General features: G+C 68.6%; 13 protein-coding genes and 1 pseudogene. 8 read left to right on the forward strand and 6 right to left on the reverse strand.

Annotated elements, in window-relative coordinates; genetic code table 11:
- Nucleotides 1–132: 132 nt before the first annotated feature.
- Together NO345_RS02395 and ahaH are read right to left on the reverse strand one after the other, a co-directional pair.
- On the reverse strand, nucleotides 133–2,322 hold the full coding sequence (locus NO345_RS02395) for a V-type ATP synthase subunit I (protein ID WP_256296155.1): 2,190 nt from the start codon (nucleotides 2,320–2,322) through the stop codon (nucleotides 133–135).
- Complete coding sequence (ahaH, locus tag NO345_RS02400; RefSeq protein WP_256296157.1) at nucleotides 2,309–2,641, reverse strand: ATP synthase archaeal subunit H; 333 nt, start codon at nucleotides 2,639–2,641, stop codon at nucleotides 2,309–2,311. Before ahaH ends, NO345_RS02395 begins: the two co-directional genes overlap by 14 nt.
- Nucleotides 2,642–2,764: 123 nt before the next feature.
- Here ahaH and NO345_RS02405 point away from each other — a divergent pair.
- Nucleotides 2,765–3,385, forward strand: a pseudogene (locus NO345_RS02405) (methyltransferase domain-containing protein); the annotation flags it as partial.
- Here NO345_RS02405 and NO345_RS02410 read toward each other — a convergent pair.
- Both NO345_RS02410 and NO345_RS02415 read right to left on the reverse strand, forming a co-directional pair.
- The gene (locus tag NO345_RS02410; RefSeq protein WP_256296159.1) at nucleotides 3,343–4,074 is read right to left on the reverse strand and encodes a type IV pilin domain-containing protein; all 732 of its coding nucleotides are present in this window, start codon (nucleotides 4,072–4,074) and stop codon (nucleotides 3,343–3,345) included. The pseudogene NO345_RS02405 and the gene NO345_RS02410 overlap by 43 nt on opposite strands.
- Nucleotides 4,075–4,106: 32 nt before the next feature.
- Nucleotides 4,107–5,351: a DUF7096 domain-containing protein gene (locus tag NO345_RS02415; protein ID WP_256296160.1), complete on the reverse strand. Its 1,245-nt coding sequence runs from the start codon at nucleotides 5,349–5,351 to the stop codon at nucleotides 4,107–4,109.
- A 164-nt stretch (nucleotides 5,352–5,515) separates the two neighbouring features.
- On the opposite strand from NO345_RS02415, the gene NO345_RS02420 reads away from it, so the two are divergent.
- The 5 genes from NO345_RS02420 to NO345_RS02440 all read left to right on the forward strand — a co-directional run bounded on the left by NO345_RS02420 (nucleotide 5,516) and on the right by NO345_RS02440 (nucleotide 10,222).
- Nucleotides 5,516–6,805 carry a helix-turn-helix transcriptional regulator gene (locus tag NO345_RS02420; protein WP_256296161.1) on the forward strand — a complete coding sequence of 430 codons (1,290 nt, stop codon included), beginning with the start codon at nucleotides 5,516–5,518 and terminating at the stop codon, nucleotides 6,803–6,805.
- Nucleotides 6,806–6,885: 80 nt separating this feature from the next.
- Nucleotides 6,886–7,683 carry an electron transfer flavoprotein subunit beta/FixA family protein gene (locus NO345_RS02425; protein ID WP_256296162.1) on the forward strand — a complete coding sequence of 266 codons (798 nt, stop codon included), beginning with the start codon at nucleotides 6,886–6,888 and terminating at the stop codon, nucleotides 7,681–7,683.
- 58 nt (nucleotides 7,684–7,741) lie between these two features.
- Nucleotides 7,742–8,698, forward strand: a complete 957-nt coding sequence (locus NO345_RS02430) for an electron transfer flavoprotein subunit alpha/FixB family protein (RefSeq protein ID WP_256296163.1) — start codon at nucleotides 7,742–7,744, stop codon at nucleotides 8,696–8,698.
- Between the two features lie 115 nt (nucleotides 8,699–8,813).
- The gene (locus NO345_RS02435) at nucleotides 8,814–9,656 is read left to right on the forward strand and encodes a polyprenyl synthetase family protein (RefSeq protein WP_256296166.1); all 843 of its coding nucleotides are present in this window, start codon (nucleotides 8,814–8,816) and stop codon (nucleotides 9,654–9,656) included.
- 62 nt (nucleotides 9,657–9,718) lie between these two features.
- Nucleotides 9,719–10,222, forward strand: coding sequence for a hypothetical protein (locus NO345_RS02440; RefSeq protein ID WP_256296167.1), 504 nt, complete (start codon nucleotides 9,719–9,721; stop codon nucleotides 10,220–10,222).
- On the opposite strand, the gene NO345_RS02445 is transcribed toward NO345_RS02440, so the two are convergent.
- Entirely contained in the window at nucleotides 10,223–11,308 is a 1,086-nt protein-coding gene (locus NO345_RS02445; RefSeq protein WP_256296168.1) for a DUF373 family protein, read from the reverse strand.
- Nucleotides 11,309–11,432: 124 nt separating this feature from the next.
- Between NO345_RS02445 and NO345_RS02450 the strand changes: the two genes are divergently transcribed.
- Entirely contained in the window at nucleotides 11,433–12,050 is a 618-nt protein-coding gene (locus NO345_RS02450; protein ID WP_256296170.1) for a DUF7504 family protein, read from the forward strand.
- 6 nt (nucleotides 12,051–12,056) lie between these two features.
- On the opposite strand, the gene NO345_RS02455 is transcribed toward NO345_RS02450, so the two are convergent.
- On the reverse strand, nucleotides 12,057–12,452 hold the full coding sequence (locus tag NO345_RS02455) for a DUF7522 family protein (protein ID WP_256296172.1): 396 nt from the start codon (nucleotides 12,450–12,452) through the stop codon (nucleotides 12,057–12,059).
- Nucleotides 12,453–12,585: 133 nt separating this feature from the next.
- On the opposite strand from NO345_RS02455, the gene serB reads away from it, so the two are divergent.
- The gene (serB, locus tag NO345_RS02460) at nucleotides 12,586–13,221 is read left to right on the forward strand and encodes a phosphoserine phosphatase SerB (protein ID WP_256296173.1); all 636 of its coding nucleotides are present in this window, start codon (nucleotides 12,586–12,588) and stop codon (nucleotides 13,219–13,221) included.
- Nucleotides 13,222–13,235 lie beyond the last annotated feature (14 nt).

Here is a 13,235-nt window from a genome sequence, read left to right on the forward strand (position 1 = left end):
TAAAACTTCCCAAAATAACCGGCTGTCAAGCCGTCTAAACGCTATATGGCGGGTTGAAGGGGGTTTATACTTTCGATTATATTGCGGCAATCCACGCCGAACGACAGGAAGAATCGTGAAGGAATGCCGAGGTCAGTCCTCAGTCGTGAACTCCCGTTCGTAGCCGAAGGGGTCGAACGCGCGCCCCTCGCCGTCGTAGAACTTGTCGAAGAACTCGACGTACTCGAGACGGACCCCCTGCAGGCCGGCGCTGGTGATGCCGAGCAGGAGCACGGCGATGTGGCCGACGACGAACACGAGGATGCCGACGAGCGCCATCGCGATACCACCGTGGAGCAGGCCGCCGAACATGATCTCGGTGACCTCGTAGTGGTGGTACTCGATGCCGGTCCCGCTCGGCATGCCGCCGGTCCCGAAGTGCCAGCCGCCCTTCGCATCGACCCACGCCCCGAAGAAGAGCAGGTTGACGACGAACGCCATCCCCGCCTTCGCCAGCAGCACGGCCGCGAGCCGGAAGTACGAGAGCACGTTGACGAGGACGTTCACGCTCTCGAGCGGGCCGACCACGAGGCCGGGTGCGCCCATGTGCTGGAACTCGCCGTAGGTCATCACGACGAGACCGAGGGCGAACATCCCGAGGCCGGCGAACGCAGCGACCTCCGGCATGCCGGTGTAGCCGAGATCGTAGGCCGCGTTCGGGCCGCCGAGCGTGGTGAACATGAAGTCGGGCTTGATCCCGCGACCCGCCGTGCTGAGGATGGCGAGCCAGAGCCCGAGCATCATCACGAGCCACGAGAGGTCGTCGTAGAGGACCTCCTCGATGCCGTGGCTGATGTGGTTGACGACGCCGAAGAAGTACCCCAGCGTCATGTGGGCGAGCCCGGCCAGCACGCTGACGAACAGCCACGTCTGGGCGTACTGGGCATACGCGGGCTGGAGCCCCTTGTGCATCGGCGGGTTGCCGTTGAACAGCACGTCGCCGAGGACGTGCAGTCCGAATAACTCACCGTACAGGACACCGAACAGCATCGTGAAGCCACCGGCCCACATGCCGATACCGCCGAGGGCGCGGATGGCGTCGCTGTCGAACCGGCTGTACATGTAGAAGCCGGCAACGGTGTAGAGGATACCGTAGCCGAGGTCACCGATCATGAACCCGAAGAACGCCGGGAACGTGAGCATGATGAAGAACGTCGGGTCGAGCTCGTCGTAGCTCGGCAGTCCGACCATCTTCGTCAGGAGCTCGAACGGCTCGGCGGGCTCCGAGTTGTCCATCATCGTCGGCGGCGCGTCGTTCATCGTGACGACGCCACCGTCGGTCGCGGCCGCCTTCCCGGAGCCCTCGCCCTCGGGGGAGACGTGCTCGGTGTCGGTCGCGTGGCCCTCGCGGTACTTCGCGCGCTCGATCTCGTCGACGTCGACGCGGTTCCCGACCGCGTCGGAGAGCTCGGCCTTCAGGTGGTCGACCTGGTCGGTCGGGATCCAGCCCTCGGCGACGAACGCGCTCTCGGTCGTCGCGAACTGGAGCGGTGCCTCGGACTTCTGGACGTCGATGGTCAGTCGCTCCTCGGCGGCCAGCAGGAAGCCGGCGGCGTCGAGACGCAGGTCGCCGATCTCGTCCTCGATGGTCGAGAGCTTCGACTCGAGCTGCTGCCTGCGGTGCCGGAGCTCGTCGATGTACTCCGCGGCGTCGCCCTCGGCGTCCGGGACGTCCGTCCGCGTGAAGCTCGCCTGCACGAGCAGGTCGTCGAGGATGCTCTCGCGTGCGTTGGACTCGGGGTAGGCGAAGACGGCGACGAGTTCGTCACCGGTCTCGATGTCGAACGAGCGGATCGCCTTCGAGTCGTCGAGAACGCGCTGCACGGCGGCCTGATCGCCCTGGCCGACGGCGACGTGCAGGGTGTCGTAGCCCGAGAGCAGGTCGAGCGGGACGCCGAGCGTGGTGAACGGCTCGACCTCGTCGATCTCCTCTTCGACCTCGCGGAGCTCCGATTCGATCTCGTTGCGGCGGTCGTCGAGCTCGTTGGCCTCGGTGCGGATCTCCTCGAGCTCCTCGTCGAGCGCCTCGTCGGTGACGATGCGGCTCGGGCCGGCGTCGTCCCCGTCGACGTCGAGGATGCTCTCGAGCGAGCGGACCGTCACGAGCTTCTCGGACGCGTCGTCGGCGTCCGAACGGGGCGTCCCGTTGTCGAACCCCTCCCAGGAGCCGTCGTAGTCGCTCAGGTGGACCCGGTTGAGGTCGTGTACCGTCTCGATGACCGGGTCCATGACCGCCTTGGACCCCGTCACCGAGACCTTGCTCATCTGCTCAGGTCTGAGCATGTACCTCCTCCTGGAAGGTCTCGAGGACGTACGCGACGACGTCGTCGACGCGACCGTCGGCACGGTCGCGAAGCTCCTCGCGCTCGGCTTCACCCTCCTCGAGGATCTGCTCGCGTTCCGCCTCGATCTCCTCTCTGGCCGATTCGAGCCGCTGCTCTTCGAGCTCGCGTGCCTCCTCTTCCGCCTCCTGACGGATCTCGTCGGCGCGCTGTCGAGCCTCGGCGATACGTTCGTCGCGGTCGGCCTCCGCCTCGGCGACGATCTCGTCGGCCGCTGTCTCGGCCTCCTTTATCTGTTCGAGAACCTCTGGCCTCGGCATAGATTGAACAGTCGAGAGTTTACACAGCGCCTATAAGGTAGTTGCGAAAGGTGTCGGCCCCCTCGACGGCCGATTCGCGTCGTCACGACAGAACTTTGTGCCGACGTTCCCAACCCCCGACCAATGGGTATCCTCGAAAACAAGGCGCGGGCGCGCCTGTTCTACAAGTATCTCTCGAAGGTGTACGACACCATCAACCCGTTCATCTGGAACGAGGAGATGCGCACCGAGGCCATCGGGATGCTGGACATCCAGCCGGGCGACCGTATCCTCGACGTCGGCTGTGGCACCGGCTTCGCGACGGAGGGGCTGCTCGCCCACGAGAACGTCGAGGAGGTCTGGGCGCTCGACCAGTCGCCACACCAGCTCGGGAAGGCGTACGCGAAGTTCGGCCGCACCGGCCCCGTCCACTTCCACATGGGGGACGCCGAACGGCTCCCGTTCGCGACCGACAGCTTCGACATCATCTGGTCCTCGGGCTCCATCGAGTACTGGCCGAACCCGGTCCGCGCACTCCGGGAGTTCCGACGCGTCGTCAAGCCCGGCGGGCAGATCCTCGTCGTCGGGCCCAACTACCCGAAGACGACGGTCATGCAGAAGATCGCCGACGCCATCATGCTGTTCTACGACGAGGAGGAGGCGGACGAGATGTTCCACGCGGCCGGGCTCGAGGACATCAGGCATCGACTGATGGGGCCGAGCTACGACCCGGACGTCGCGATCACGACGATTGCACGCGTGCCGGGTGACCCGGAGACCGACGGCACCAGCCCTGCCGAGGAGACCGAACCCGACATGGCGGGTGACCGGGACGGCGGCAGCGAGAGCGTCGAACCCGACGACGAAGTCACGCCCGACATGGCGGGTGACCGGGACAGCGGCAGCGAGAGCATCGAACCCGACGAGGCCGCCGACTGACCGGACCTGTCCTCCCGCAGGGCCGCCGACCGCTGTCCGGTCCGACCCGCCGCGACCGACCGAACGCTCGCGACGATGTTTCCTTCGACGACGAGCGTGACGACGACGACGGCCCCGTGAGAGACGACCGGACCGTTCGTCCCCGCGATCGCGAAGCTCGCCGACTCGCCCGCCGTCCAGCGCTGGTCGGCCGCCACGTTGAACGGCCCGGTCGGCCCGGAGACGAACCCGCGCGCGGAGAAGAACGGCACGGGTGGCTGCCGGCGCAGTTCCTCGCCGTCGACCGTGACGACGAGCTCCAGCTCGTCCACGTCGATGGCCTCGCCGCCGCGGTGCGTGATGGTGACCCGGCCCGTCGACGCGTCCGCCGTCGCGTCGAACGTCGCCTGCGGTGGTGCCGTCTGCTCGGTCGCGAGGTCGAGCGCGCCGACGGCGACGACGCTCGACGTGACCACTGTGAGCGCGAGGAGGAGTGCGATCCCGACGACCGGACTGACGGCACGAGCGGCGAGCACGCCCGGTCTGGGTGCGGCATCCGACAAGAAGGTCAGGCCGAGACGCTGGCGTTGGTCGTCGTCTCGGGGGGGTCGATGGGAACGGTGACCGTCCCGTCGGGAGTCCGGACCGTGATGGTGTACGCCGCGGACGGCTGGAGTATCCAGAGGCTGCCGCCGGACCTGGTCTGCCCGACACGTTTGCCGTCGACCACGACCTCCGCGGAGACGGTGTTGCCGGTGAGGGCGTTCGTCGCGACGACCCTCGCGGGGCCGCCGTTCGGCGTCAGCTGGACCGACACCGTGGTCCCGTTCTCCGTCTCGGTGAGGCGGCTGCTGCGCGGGAGGTCACTCAGCCGGAGCGACTGGTACTCCCGGTAGACGCCCTCGGTGCGGCCGTCGTTGTAGAGCCGGATGTCTCCCTGGTCGTGTGAGTTGACGTAGACGTTCGTGCCGTCGGTCGTCTCGTCGAGGTCGGCGTCGTAGGTCGTGACGTACGGGTACCGGTCGTTGAGCATGTCGAGGAACGCGTTCAGGCTGAACGTGTTCGGCCCCTCGTCGTAGTTGTCGAACCGGATCGCTTCGCGATAGTGGTCGCGGCTGAAGCGCGACTCCGACAGCGCCTGTAGCACGACTCCCTGCGTCGACCCACGGACGTGGACCCGGAACGACGTGTCCGCCTGTCCGGTGAACGCGTCACGGATCTGCGCCCGGATCGGTGTCTGGAGTTCGCCCGCCCGACGCCGGAGGTCGTCCGCGTTGAAGTCGGCTCCGTCTTCCTCGAGCCGTGTCGCTGCTGCCTGGATGGTCGCGGCGCGCGAGTGGACCACGGCGAGGCGGTGCAGCAGTTCGCGCTCCCCGATCTCGCCGTTCCCGTACGCCAGGAGGACCTCCCACTCCCGGTCTCGCAGTTCGTCGATGGCCCGATTGAGCCGTTCGACCTCCGCGTCCGCGATGGCCCGCCGCTGTGCCGCGGAGCCGACATGTTCGACGCGGACCGAGAGGTACTCGAAGCGGAGGCCCTGGTCGAGCTCCTGTCCGGTCACCGCGGCGGTGCTCGCGAGGTCAAGTCCGGGGGAGGAGTACGTCGCGCGGTCGACCGTCGGGAGGTCGAGCCGTCGTGTGGTGTTGTTCGCCTGTATCGTGACGACGGTCCCGGGCGACTCGGCGGTCGCCGCGGGCGCGTCGTCGGCGTCGTCGGGTGGGAGTGGGGGTGCGCCGCCGCCCACGCCGGCCACCGATGCGACCGGTGCGATGGCGAGGAGGGTGAGGAGGAGGGCGAGCGTGAGACGCGTCATCGCCGGCACGTACACAGTCGGGATACAAAAAGTGGTCGACCTGGATGCTTAGGGACACTCGGCCGACAACGAGACGGGAGAACCCATGAGACGTTTCATAACGCCGTCTGACGTTTTATCAGGATGGAAAGCGTTTTTTCCTATGAGCCTCCACGTGCAGTCGTATGCGGTCACTCTCCGCGTTCGCTGTCGCCCTCCTCGCCCTCTCGCTCGTCGTCGCCCCCGCCGTCGGCGCGTCGAGCACCGGTTCCGCGCCGACCGAACTGTCAACGTACCAGGACTCGGATCGGACACCGTTCGCCGAGGCGAGTCCGCACGTCGTCTACGAGGTGAACGTGACGGCCTCGGGCGACGCCCGCTGGTCCGTGACCTACCGCTACATCCTGAACTCCTCGAACGAGACGGAGGCGTTCCAGCGGTTCGGTGACGACGTGGCGGCCGGGACGGGCGACGTCCAGCTCTCGCGTGCGACGTTCCAGCGGTTCGCGGACCAGGCCCAGTCGTGGACGGACCGCGAGATGACCATCGAGGCCGCCGGCTGGGAGGACGTCAGCATCGAGGAGCGGGAGATGCCCGAAGCGAGGACGACGACGCGGACGACGCGGTCGACGAACGAGACCGGGAACGAGACGACGACCTACGTCGGCGAGCTGACGTACTCCTTCGTCTGGACGAACTTCGCGGCGGTGCAGGGGAACACTGTCAGCGTCGGTGACGCCTTCGGGACGGAGAACGAGACGTGGTTCAACCAGCTGTACGACGACCAGCGCCTCGTCCTGAACAGCCCGACGAACTACGGCATCCGCAACTCGCCCGACGACAAGGGCCCGGACAACGGGACGCTCGTGTGGGACGGCCCGGTGACGTTCGAGCCGGGCTACCTGGAGGCGACGTACTTCGAGCTCGCGCCCCCGAACACGAGCACGCCGACGGACCCCGGCCCGAACCCCAACGAGGAGGGGCTGTCCCCGTTCGTGCTCGTCGGGCTCGTCGGCGTGCTCGTCGCCGGCGCGGCCGGCGGCGCGTACATGTTCGCGAAGCGCCAGTCCGACCGGCCCGACGACGGCGACTCCGTGGCGACGCCCAACGGCGGTCACGGCCCGACCAGCGACGGGGGTGCGACCGGCGCGATGGCCGCGTCGGAGGACGAACCCACCGACGGAGCGGACGACGCCGACGAAGCGGCTGCCGCGGCAGCTGGGACCGACGAGCCCGACGAGATCGACGAGGAGCTGCTCTCCGACGAGGAGCGCGTGCTCCGCCTGCTCGACGACAACGGCGGCCGGATGAAGCAGGCGAACATCGTCAAGGAGACGGGCTGGTCGAACGCGAAGGTGTCACAGCTGCTGTCGGGGATGGCCGACGACGAGGAGATACGGAAGCTCCGCATCGGCCGCGAGAACCTCATCACGCTCCCCGGGGAGAGCCTCGGCGAGTTCGACGACGAGGTCTGAGCGCACGCGGCCGGAAACGGTTCTCCGCGGACGGGCGGTTTCGTAACCATTTACGTAGGGGGCAGCGTTAGCTCCTGACGATGAAAGTTCTCGTTACCGTCAAGGAGGTGGCCGCCGTCGAGGACGAGTTCCAGATCGCGGGCACGTCCATCGACGAGACGTACCTCGAATACGACCTCAACGAGTGGGACGACTACGCCGTCGAGGAGGCCGTCCAGCTCCAGGAGGCCGGCATCGCGGACGAAGTCGTCGCCGTGACCATCGGTCCGGAGCGGGCCGAGGAGACCATCCGGATGGCGCTCGCGAAGGGGGCGGACCGCGCGGTCCGCGTCTGGGACGACGCGCTGGAGGGTGCGGACCTGCTCGACGTCGGTGCGAAGACCGCCATCCTCGAGAAGGTCGTCGAGGAGGAGGACCCCGACCTCGTCCTCTCCGGTGTCCAGGCCGACGACGACGGCTTCGGCGCGACCGGCGTCTCGCTGGCCGACGCGCTCGGCTTCGAGTGGGCCGCGGTCGTGAACCACCTCGACCAGGACTCCGTCGAGTCCGGCACCGCGTCGGTCCGCCGCGAGCTGGAGGGTGGCGTCGAGGAGCTCACCGACGTCGAGCTTCCGGCGGTCCTGACCATCCAGACGGGTATCAACGAGCCGCGCTACGCCAGCCTCCGGGGTATCCGGCAGGCACAGCGCAAGGAGATCGCGCCGAAGACGCTCGGCGACCTCGGCCTCGACGCCGCGGCCGTCGAGAACGAACTCACACTCACCGACATGTACGAACCCGAGACGGAGAGCGACGCGACCTACTTCGAGGGCGGTCCCGAAGAGGAGGCGGCACAGCTCGCTGACCTGCTCCGCGAGAAGGGGGTGGGTGCACAATGATTTCCGTTGCACGCTTCGCGCGCAACGACGTCATCGCTCTCACCGGAGGTGAGAGCCGATGACCGACGTCCTGGCCATCGCCGACCACCGGCGCGGCGAGCTCCGCGACATCTCGTTCGAACTCGTCACGGCGGGCCGCGAGCTGGCCGCCGAGACCGGTGGCGACCTCCACGTCGCCGTCATCTCCGGCGACACGGAGCGCTTCGGCGAGCAGCTCCAGCTCGACGGCGTCGACACGGTCCACACCGTCGAGGACGGCGAGGAGTTCAACCACGACGTGTACGCACAGGTCGTCACGCAGCTGTTCGACGCCGTGGAACCGCAGTTCCTGCTCATGCCCAACTCGGTCAACGGTCTGGACTACGCGCCGGCCGTCGCGAACCGGCTCGGCCTCGCGTACGTCAGCGACGTCGTCGACATCGGGGTCGACGGGTCGACGCTGACGGCGACCCGCGAGATGTACGGCGGCAAGGTCGAGACGACGACCGCGGTCGAGGCCGACCAGGTCGCCGTCTCCATCCGCGGTGCCGAGTGGCCCGTGACCGACGACACCGGCGACGCCGACATCGAGGCGTTCGAGGCCGATGTCGACGAGTCCGCCGTGCGCTCGACGGTCACCGGCTTCGAGGAGGTCGGCGGCGGCGACGTCGACATCAGCGAGGCGGACGTGCTCGTCTCCATCGGCCGCGGCATCGAGGAGGAGGAGAACCTCGACCTCGTGCGTGACCTCGCGGACGCGCTCGACGCGACGCTGTCGTCCTCGCGTCCCATCGTCGACGCCGGCTGGCTGCCGAAGAACCGCCAGGTCGGACAGAGCGGGAAGGTCGTCACGCCCGACGTCTACATCGCCATCGGCATCTCCGGGGCGGTCCAGCACGTCGCCGGCATGAAGGGCAGCGACACCATCGTCGCCATCAACACGGACCCGAACGCGCCCATCTACGACATCGCGGACTACGGCATCGTCGACGACCTGTTCGACGTCGTCCCCGCGCTCATCGAGGAGTTCGAGTGACCACCGGACCGGGCGCTTCGAGCGCCTGAGGGCTGGAACCCGCCGCTTCGCGGCAATGATTGCTGGTTGGCGTGTTCCGTCACCTACTTTTCGCGGCGTTCCCAACGCTCTCGCGATGGAGTTCCTGAAGCGTCGGCGCGAGCTGGTCGACGACCGGCTCGTCGAGGTGTTGGACGCCGTCGAGCCGTCGGAGCTCGCCGACGAGCTGCGACACGTCTCGCTCTCGGGGGGCAAACGGGTGCGGCCGACGGTGACGGTGCTGGCCTGCGAGACCGCGGGCGGCTGTCCGGAGGACGCCGTGGACTTCGGGGTCGGTATCGAGCTGGTCCACAACGCGTCGCTCGTCGTCGACGACATCATCGACCGTTCCGAGGTCCGTCGCGGCACGTCGGCGGCGTGGGCCGAGTACGGCTACGGCCCGGCGATCATCGCCTCGGACGGCCTGCTCGGCGAGGCGTTCGCGCTGTTCTCGTCGGACCCGCAGGCGATGCAGATCGTCTCCGAGGCGATGGTCGAACTCGGCGAGGGCGAGGCGACCGAGCTCGCCGCCCAGCCGACGAACGAGCGGGAGTACATGGAGCTGGCGCGCCGGAAGACGGGCGCGCTGTTCCGTGCCGCCGCGGAACTCGGTGCGGTCGCGGCCGACGCCGACGCGTACACGGTCGAGGCGCTCGGCGAGTACGCCGAACGGGTCGGCGTCGCGTTCCAGATCCGCGACGACGTGCTCGACGCGACGGCCGACGCCGACGACCTCGGCAAGCCCACCGGACAGGACGCCGAGATGGACCGCCCCTCGGTGGTGCAGGTGACGGACCTCACGCCCGAGGCGGCGAACGAGCGCGCGAAGGCCGAGGCGAACGCGGCGCTCGACGCGCTGTCGACGGTCGAATCGGGCAACACCGACGCCAGGGAGTACCTGGAGGACCTCGCGCGGTTCGTCGTCGTCCGCGAGCGGTAGGGGGGCGGTCGTCGCGCGCGACTGCAGGAGATTTACAACGGCCTCGGGTGAACCGCGGGACGATGCCAGGCTCTCCGCAGCCCGTGCTCGGGTCCGACCTCGCGACGCTCGCGGCCGCGGTCGGTGTGGCCGCGGTCGCCGTCGCGGTCGTCGCCGTGCTCGGCAGTCGCGAGTCGCGGCCGCCCGTTGTCGCAGCAGTCGTCGGCGTCGCGTACAGCCTCCTCGCGCTCGGGGTGTACTTCGCCGCGCGGACAGGAGCACAGACGTTCCTCGACATGTCCCCGCCCGAGACGGCGGTGGCGTTCGCAGCCCTCGGCGTCGTTGTCGTCCTCCTGCAGGCCGCGGTCCCAGCGTACGGGTTCATCGAACAGGGGTCGCCGGCGTGGCTCCTCGGGATGTTCGCCTCGACGACGTTCCTGTTCGCTCTCCTGCTCCGGGTCGGCGGCGAGAGCGACGTGCTCGTGCTCTACCCGTTCTTCGGTTCGATGGCGCTCGTCGCGACCGTCGTCCCGGTCGCCGTCGAGCAGATGCTCGGCGCGCTGGGCGTGGTCGAGGAGTCGTCGTAGTCAGCCGGCCTCGACGCGCTCCGAGAAGTGCGTCTCCGCGATGGCGAAGGCGAGCGTGCTCGCCAGCCCAAGCAGCGTCCCGCCGGTGAGCACCGCTGCCATTCCCGTCAGCACCATGAACTGGAGGAAGTAGGCGGCGACGGCGTGCAGGACAGCGCCCATGGCGACGACGTAGAACGGCGCGTTCAGGTAGCGCCACTCCAGCGTGCCGGCGATGTACTCGTCGGTGATCTGTCCGAGGCTGGTCGTGACGCCTGCCGCGGCGAACCAGCGCACGGCCCCGAACGTGAGCGCCGCGAGCACCTCCGTCGCGGTGAGGTCGGTCGCGCTCGTGGCCTGGACCGCCTCCAGCTGTTCGACGCCTGAGACGCCGCCGACGACGAGCAGCGCCGCGGCGACGACGTAGGAGATGAGCGTCATGCGGCCCGCGTACAGCCCGCGCCGGGCACGGTCGACGGCCCCGTCGAGGCGCTCGCCGAGGCCGAGCCCCCGCGAGATGAGGTAGAGGCCGAGCAGCGCCGAGGAGAGCCCCAGCATCGAGCCCGGCAGGTTCAGCAGGTCGCCCAGCAGCGCGAGCGGGTAGATGAGCACGAGGATGCCGAGGGGGACGAGGATGGTACCCCGGGTCTCGGGGTCGTTCAGCACCTGCTTGATGGTGTAGTACATCGACTCCAGGTCCTGGGCCTGCCGGACGACCACCCGGCGCACGCCGTCGACCTTCACCCGGGAGCGGATGACCGGGATGACGGACTCGTCCTGCGCGCCGTCGGTGACGATGAGCGCGGTGACCTCCTCGCTGGTCGACAGCCCGGCGAGCACCTCGTCGACCTCCTCGCCGACCTGTCTGTTCGCGCTCACGTCGCCGCGCTCGTTGCCCGCGACGGCGGCGACCTCGACGGACTCGGCGGCCAGCTCGTCGACGAGGTGGACCCCCTGGAACAGGACGTTGACGTCGCTGTCCTCGGGGTCCGCGGTGGCGAGCTTCACCGCCGCCTCTTCGACGGCGTCACGGCCGACGACCGGCGTGCGGACGTCGGTCTTGCGGCCCACGTCGTCGTCGAGGTCGACGCACAGCACGAGCAGCATTCACCTCTCCGTTGGCCGGTACCGGTCAAGTGCTTTTGGTTCCGTGTCAGTCTGTCGAGGTTCACGAGGAGGCCGTCTTTTGGCTGTGTATTGAAATAGGGTCCCGCCGTAGCCGTAACGGACAATGGAAGCGACGGTCGGGTCGGCCCTCGACACGATTCCGGCGGGAACGAACGTGCTGGTCGCGGGGCCGCCGTTGACGGGCAAGCGGGAACTGCTGTACGAACTGCTGGGCGGCGATACGACCGACGGGACGGTGTTCGTCTCGACGCGCAAGCGGGCGTCGATCGTCGAGCGGGAGTACCGACAGCGGGCACCGGAGCCGGCACTGCGGGTCGTCGACTGCGTGAGCGGGCAGTTCGGACGCCCCCAGCAGACGGGCCATCACCGGTTCGTCTCGAGCCCCGGTGACCTCACCGGTATCGGCATCCGCGCCTCCGAGTTCATGCGTCAGCTGCAGGAGACCTGCGACACGGTCGGGCTGGGGATGCACACGCTGTCGACGTCGTTGATGTACGTGGACCTCCGGCAGGTCTACCAGTTCCTGCACGTGCTGACGGGGCGGGTCCAGCACGCGGGGTTCCGGGGTGGGTTCGTCCTCGAGGACGTGGGCGACCTGCGGTCGAACTCGGTGCTCGGGCAGCCGTTCGACGGGCTGGTCGAGGTGCGCGAGGGCGAGACCGGCCGCGAGGTGCGGGTCCGCGGGCTGGACATCGGCCCGCGGGCGTGGACGTCGCTGTAGCCGGGACTACAGCTCGTCGTTCTCCAGGCTCTCGAGCGTCTGCTCGACGGTCTCGCTGTCGGCCCGGTCGGCGACGACGACCACACCGGACCAGTCCTCGTCGGGGAAGAAGGCGACGACGACGGCGTCGTAGAAGCGCAGCGTCGCGTCGAGTTCGCCGAAGTCGAACAGTGAACCGTCGCTCGGCGGGTCGCCCAGGCCCTTCATCATGAGCGTCTGTATCCGTCGCTCGAACTCCTCGTCGGTGAACCGTGCGCGCACGTCGTCGCGGACCTGCAGCAGGTCGTACGACTCGCCCTCGTAGCGGAAGGCGACGCGCACGTCGTCGCCGTGGAGGTCCACCGTCGAGAGGTGCTCGCGCAACACGGGGTCAGCAACGCCGTCGAAGTCGTCGTCGGTCATGGCCGACAGTTCGGCGGGTCGACACATAAAGGGTGTGCGCAACGGAGTCGGCCGCGCGTGTCGGCGGTCGTCAGCTGGGCCAGCCATGCGGGAACCTGAACCCCTTTAGGGGGGGATGGCGAACGGGGAGGCAATGACGCTGGTCGCGTTCGACTTCGACGGGACGCTCTCGGACTCGGAGATGACGGTGCTGCTCGGCCGCCGCTACGGCGTGGCCGACCGGATGGAGGAGATCACCGAGCGGGCGATGAACGACGAGATCGGCTACGCCGAGAGCCTGCGCCAGCGCGCGGCGCTGCTCGAGGGGCTGCCGAACGAGGACGCACAGGCCGCCTTCGACGAGGTCCGCCTGCGTCCCGGCGCGGCCGACCTCGTCCGCGCGCTGAACGAGGCCGGCGTGACGACGGCCATCTTCACGGGCGGGTTCCAGCGTGGCGTCGAGGCCGCACTCGAACGCGAGGGCGTCACCGTCGACGCCATCGTCTCGAACCGGCTCCCGGTCGCCGACGGCGAGCTGACCGGCGATGTGGAGGGTCCGCTCATCGAGGGGACGAAGGACGACGCACTGGAGTCCCACGCCGCCGAACTGGACATCGACATGGCTGACACGGTCGCGGTCGGCGACGGTGCGAACGACCTGCCGATGCTCGAAGTGGCCGGGCTGGCCGTCGGCTTCGACCCGAAGCCGGCCGTCGCGCCCGCCTGCGACGAGACGGTGACGACGATGGCCGAGCTGCAGGACCTGCTGGAAGCGCGCGGCGTGCTCTGAGCCTGCGAACAGAG

This window comes from Haloarchaeobius salinus, assembly GCF_024464185.1.
GTDB classification, from domain to species: Archaea; Halobacteriota; Halobacteria; order Halobacteriales; family Natrialbaceae; genus Haloarchaeobius; species Haloarchaeobius salinus.

Bases quoted from the DNA above. Each gene is read 5' to 3' on its own strand.
- NO345_RS02440 (WP_256296167.1), top strand. From the start codon at position 9,719: ATGCCAGGCTCTCCGCAGCCCGTGCTCGGGTCCGACCTCGCGACGCTC.
- NO345_RS02435 (WP_256296166.1), top strand. From the start codon at position 8,814: ATGGAGTTCCTGAAGCGTCGGCGCGAGCTGGTCGACGACCGGCTCGTC.
- NO345_RS02430 (WP_256296163.1), top strand. From the start codon at position 7,742: ATGACCGACGTCCTGGCCATCGCCGACCACCGGCGCGGCGAGCTCCGC.
- NO345_RS02420 (WP_256296161.1), top strand. From the start codon at position 5,516: ATGCGGTCACTCTCCGCGTTCGCTGTCGCCCTCCTCGCCCTCTCGCTC.
- NO345_RS02415 (WP_256296160.1), bottom strand. From the start codon at position 5,351: ATGACGCGTCTCACGCTCGCCCTCCTCCTCACCCTCCTCGCCATCGCA.
- NO345_RS02450 (WP_256296170.1), top strand. From the start codon at position 11,433: ATGGAAGCGACGGTCGGGTCGGCCCTCGACACGATTCCGGCGGGAACG.
- NO345_RS02425 (WP_256296162.1), top strand. From the start codon at position 6,886: ATGAAAGTTCTCGTTACCGTCAAGGAGGTGGCCGCCGTCGAGGACGAG.
- NO345_RS02395 (WP_256296155.1), bottom strand. From the start codon at position 2,322: ATGCTCAGACCTGAGCAGATGAGCAAGGTCTCGGTGACGGGGTCCAAG.
- ahaH (WP_256296157.1), bottom strand. From the start codon at position 2,641: ATGCCGAGGCCAGAGGTTCTCGAACAGATAAAGGAGGCCGAGACAGCG.
- serB (WP_256296173.1), top strand. From the start codon at position 12,586: ATGACGCTGGTCGCGTTCGACTTCGACGGGACGCTCTCGGACTCGGAG.
- NO345_RS02455 (WP_256296172.1), bottom strand. From the start codon at position 12,452: ATGACCGACGACGACTTCGACGGCGTTGCTGACCCCGTGTTGCGCGAG.
- NO345_RS02445 (WP_256296168.1), bottom strand. From the start codon at position 11,308: ATGCTGCTCGTGCTGTGCGTCGACCTCGACGACGACGTGGGCCGCAAG.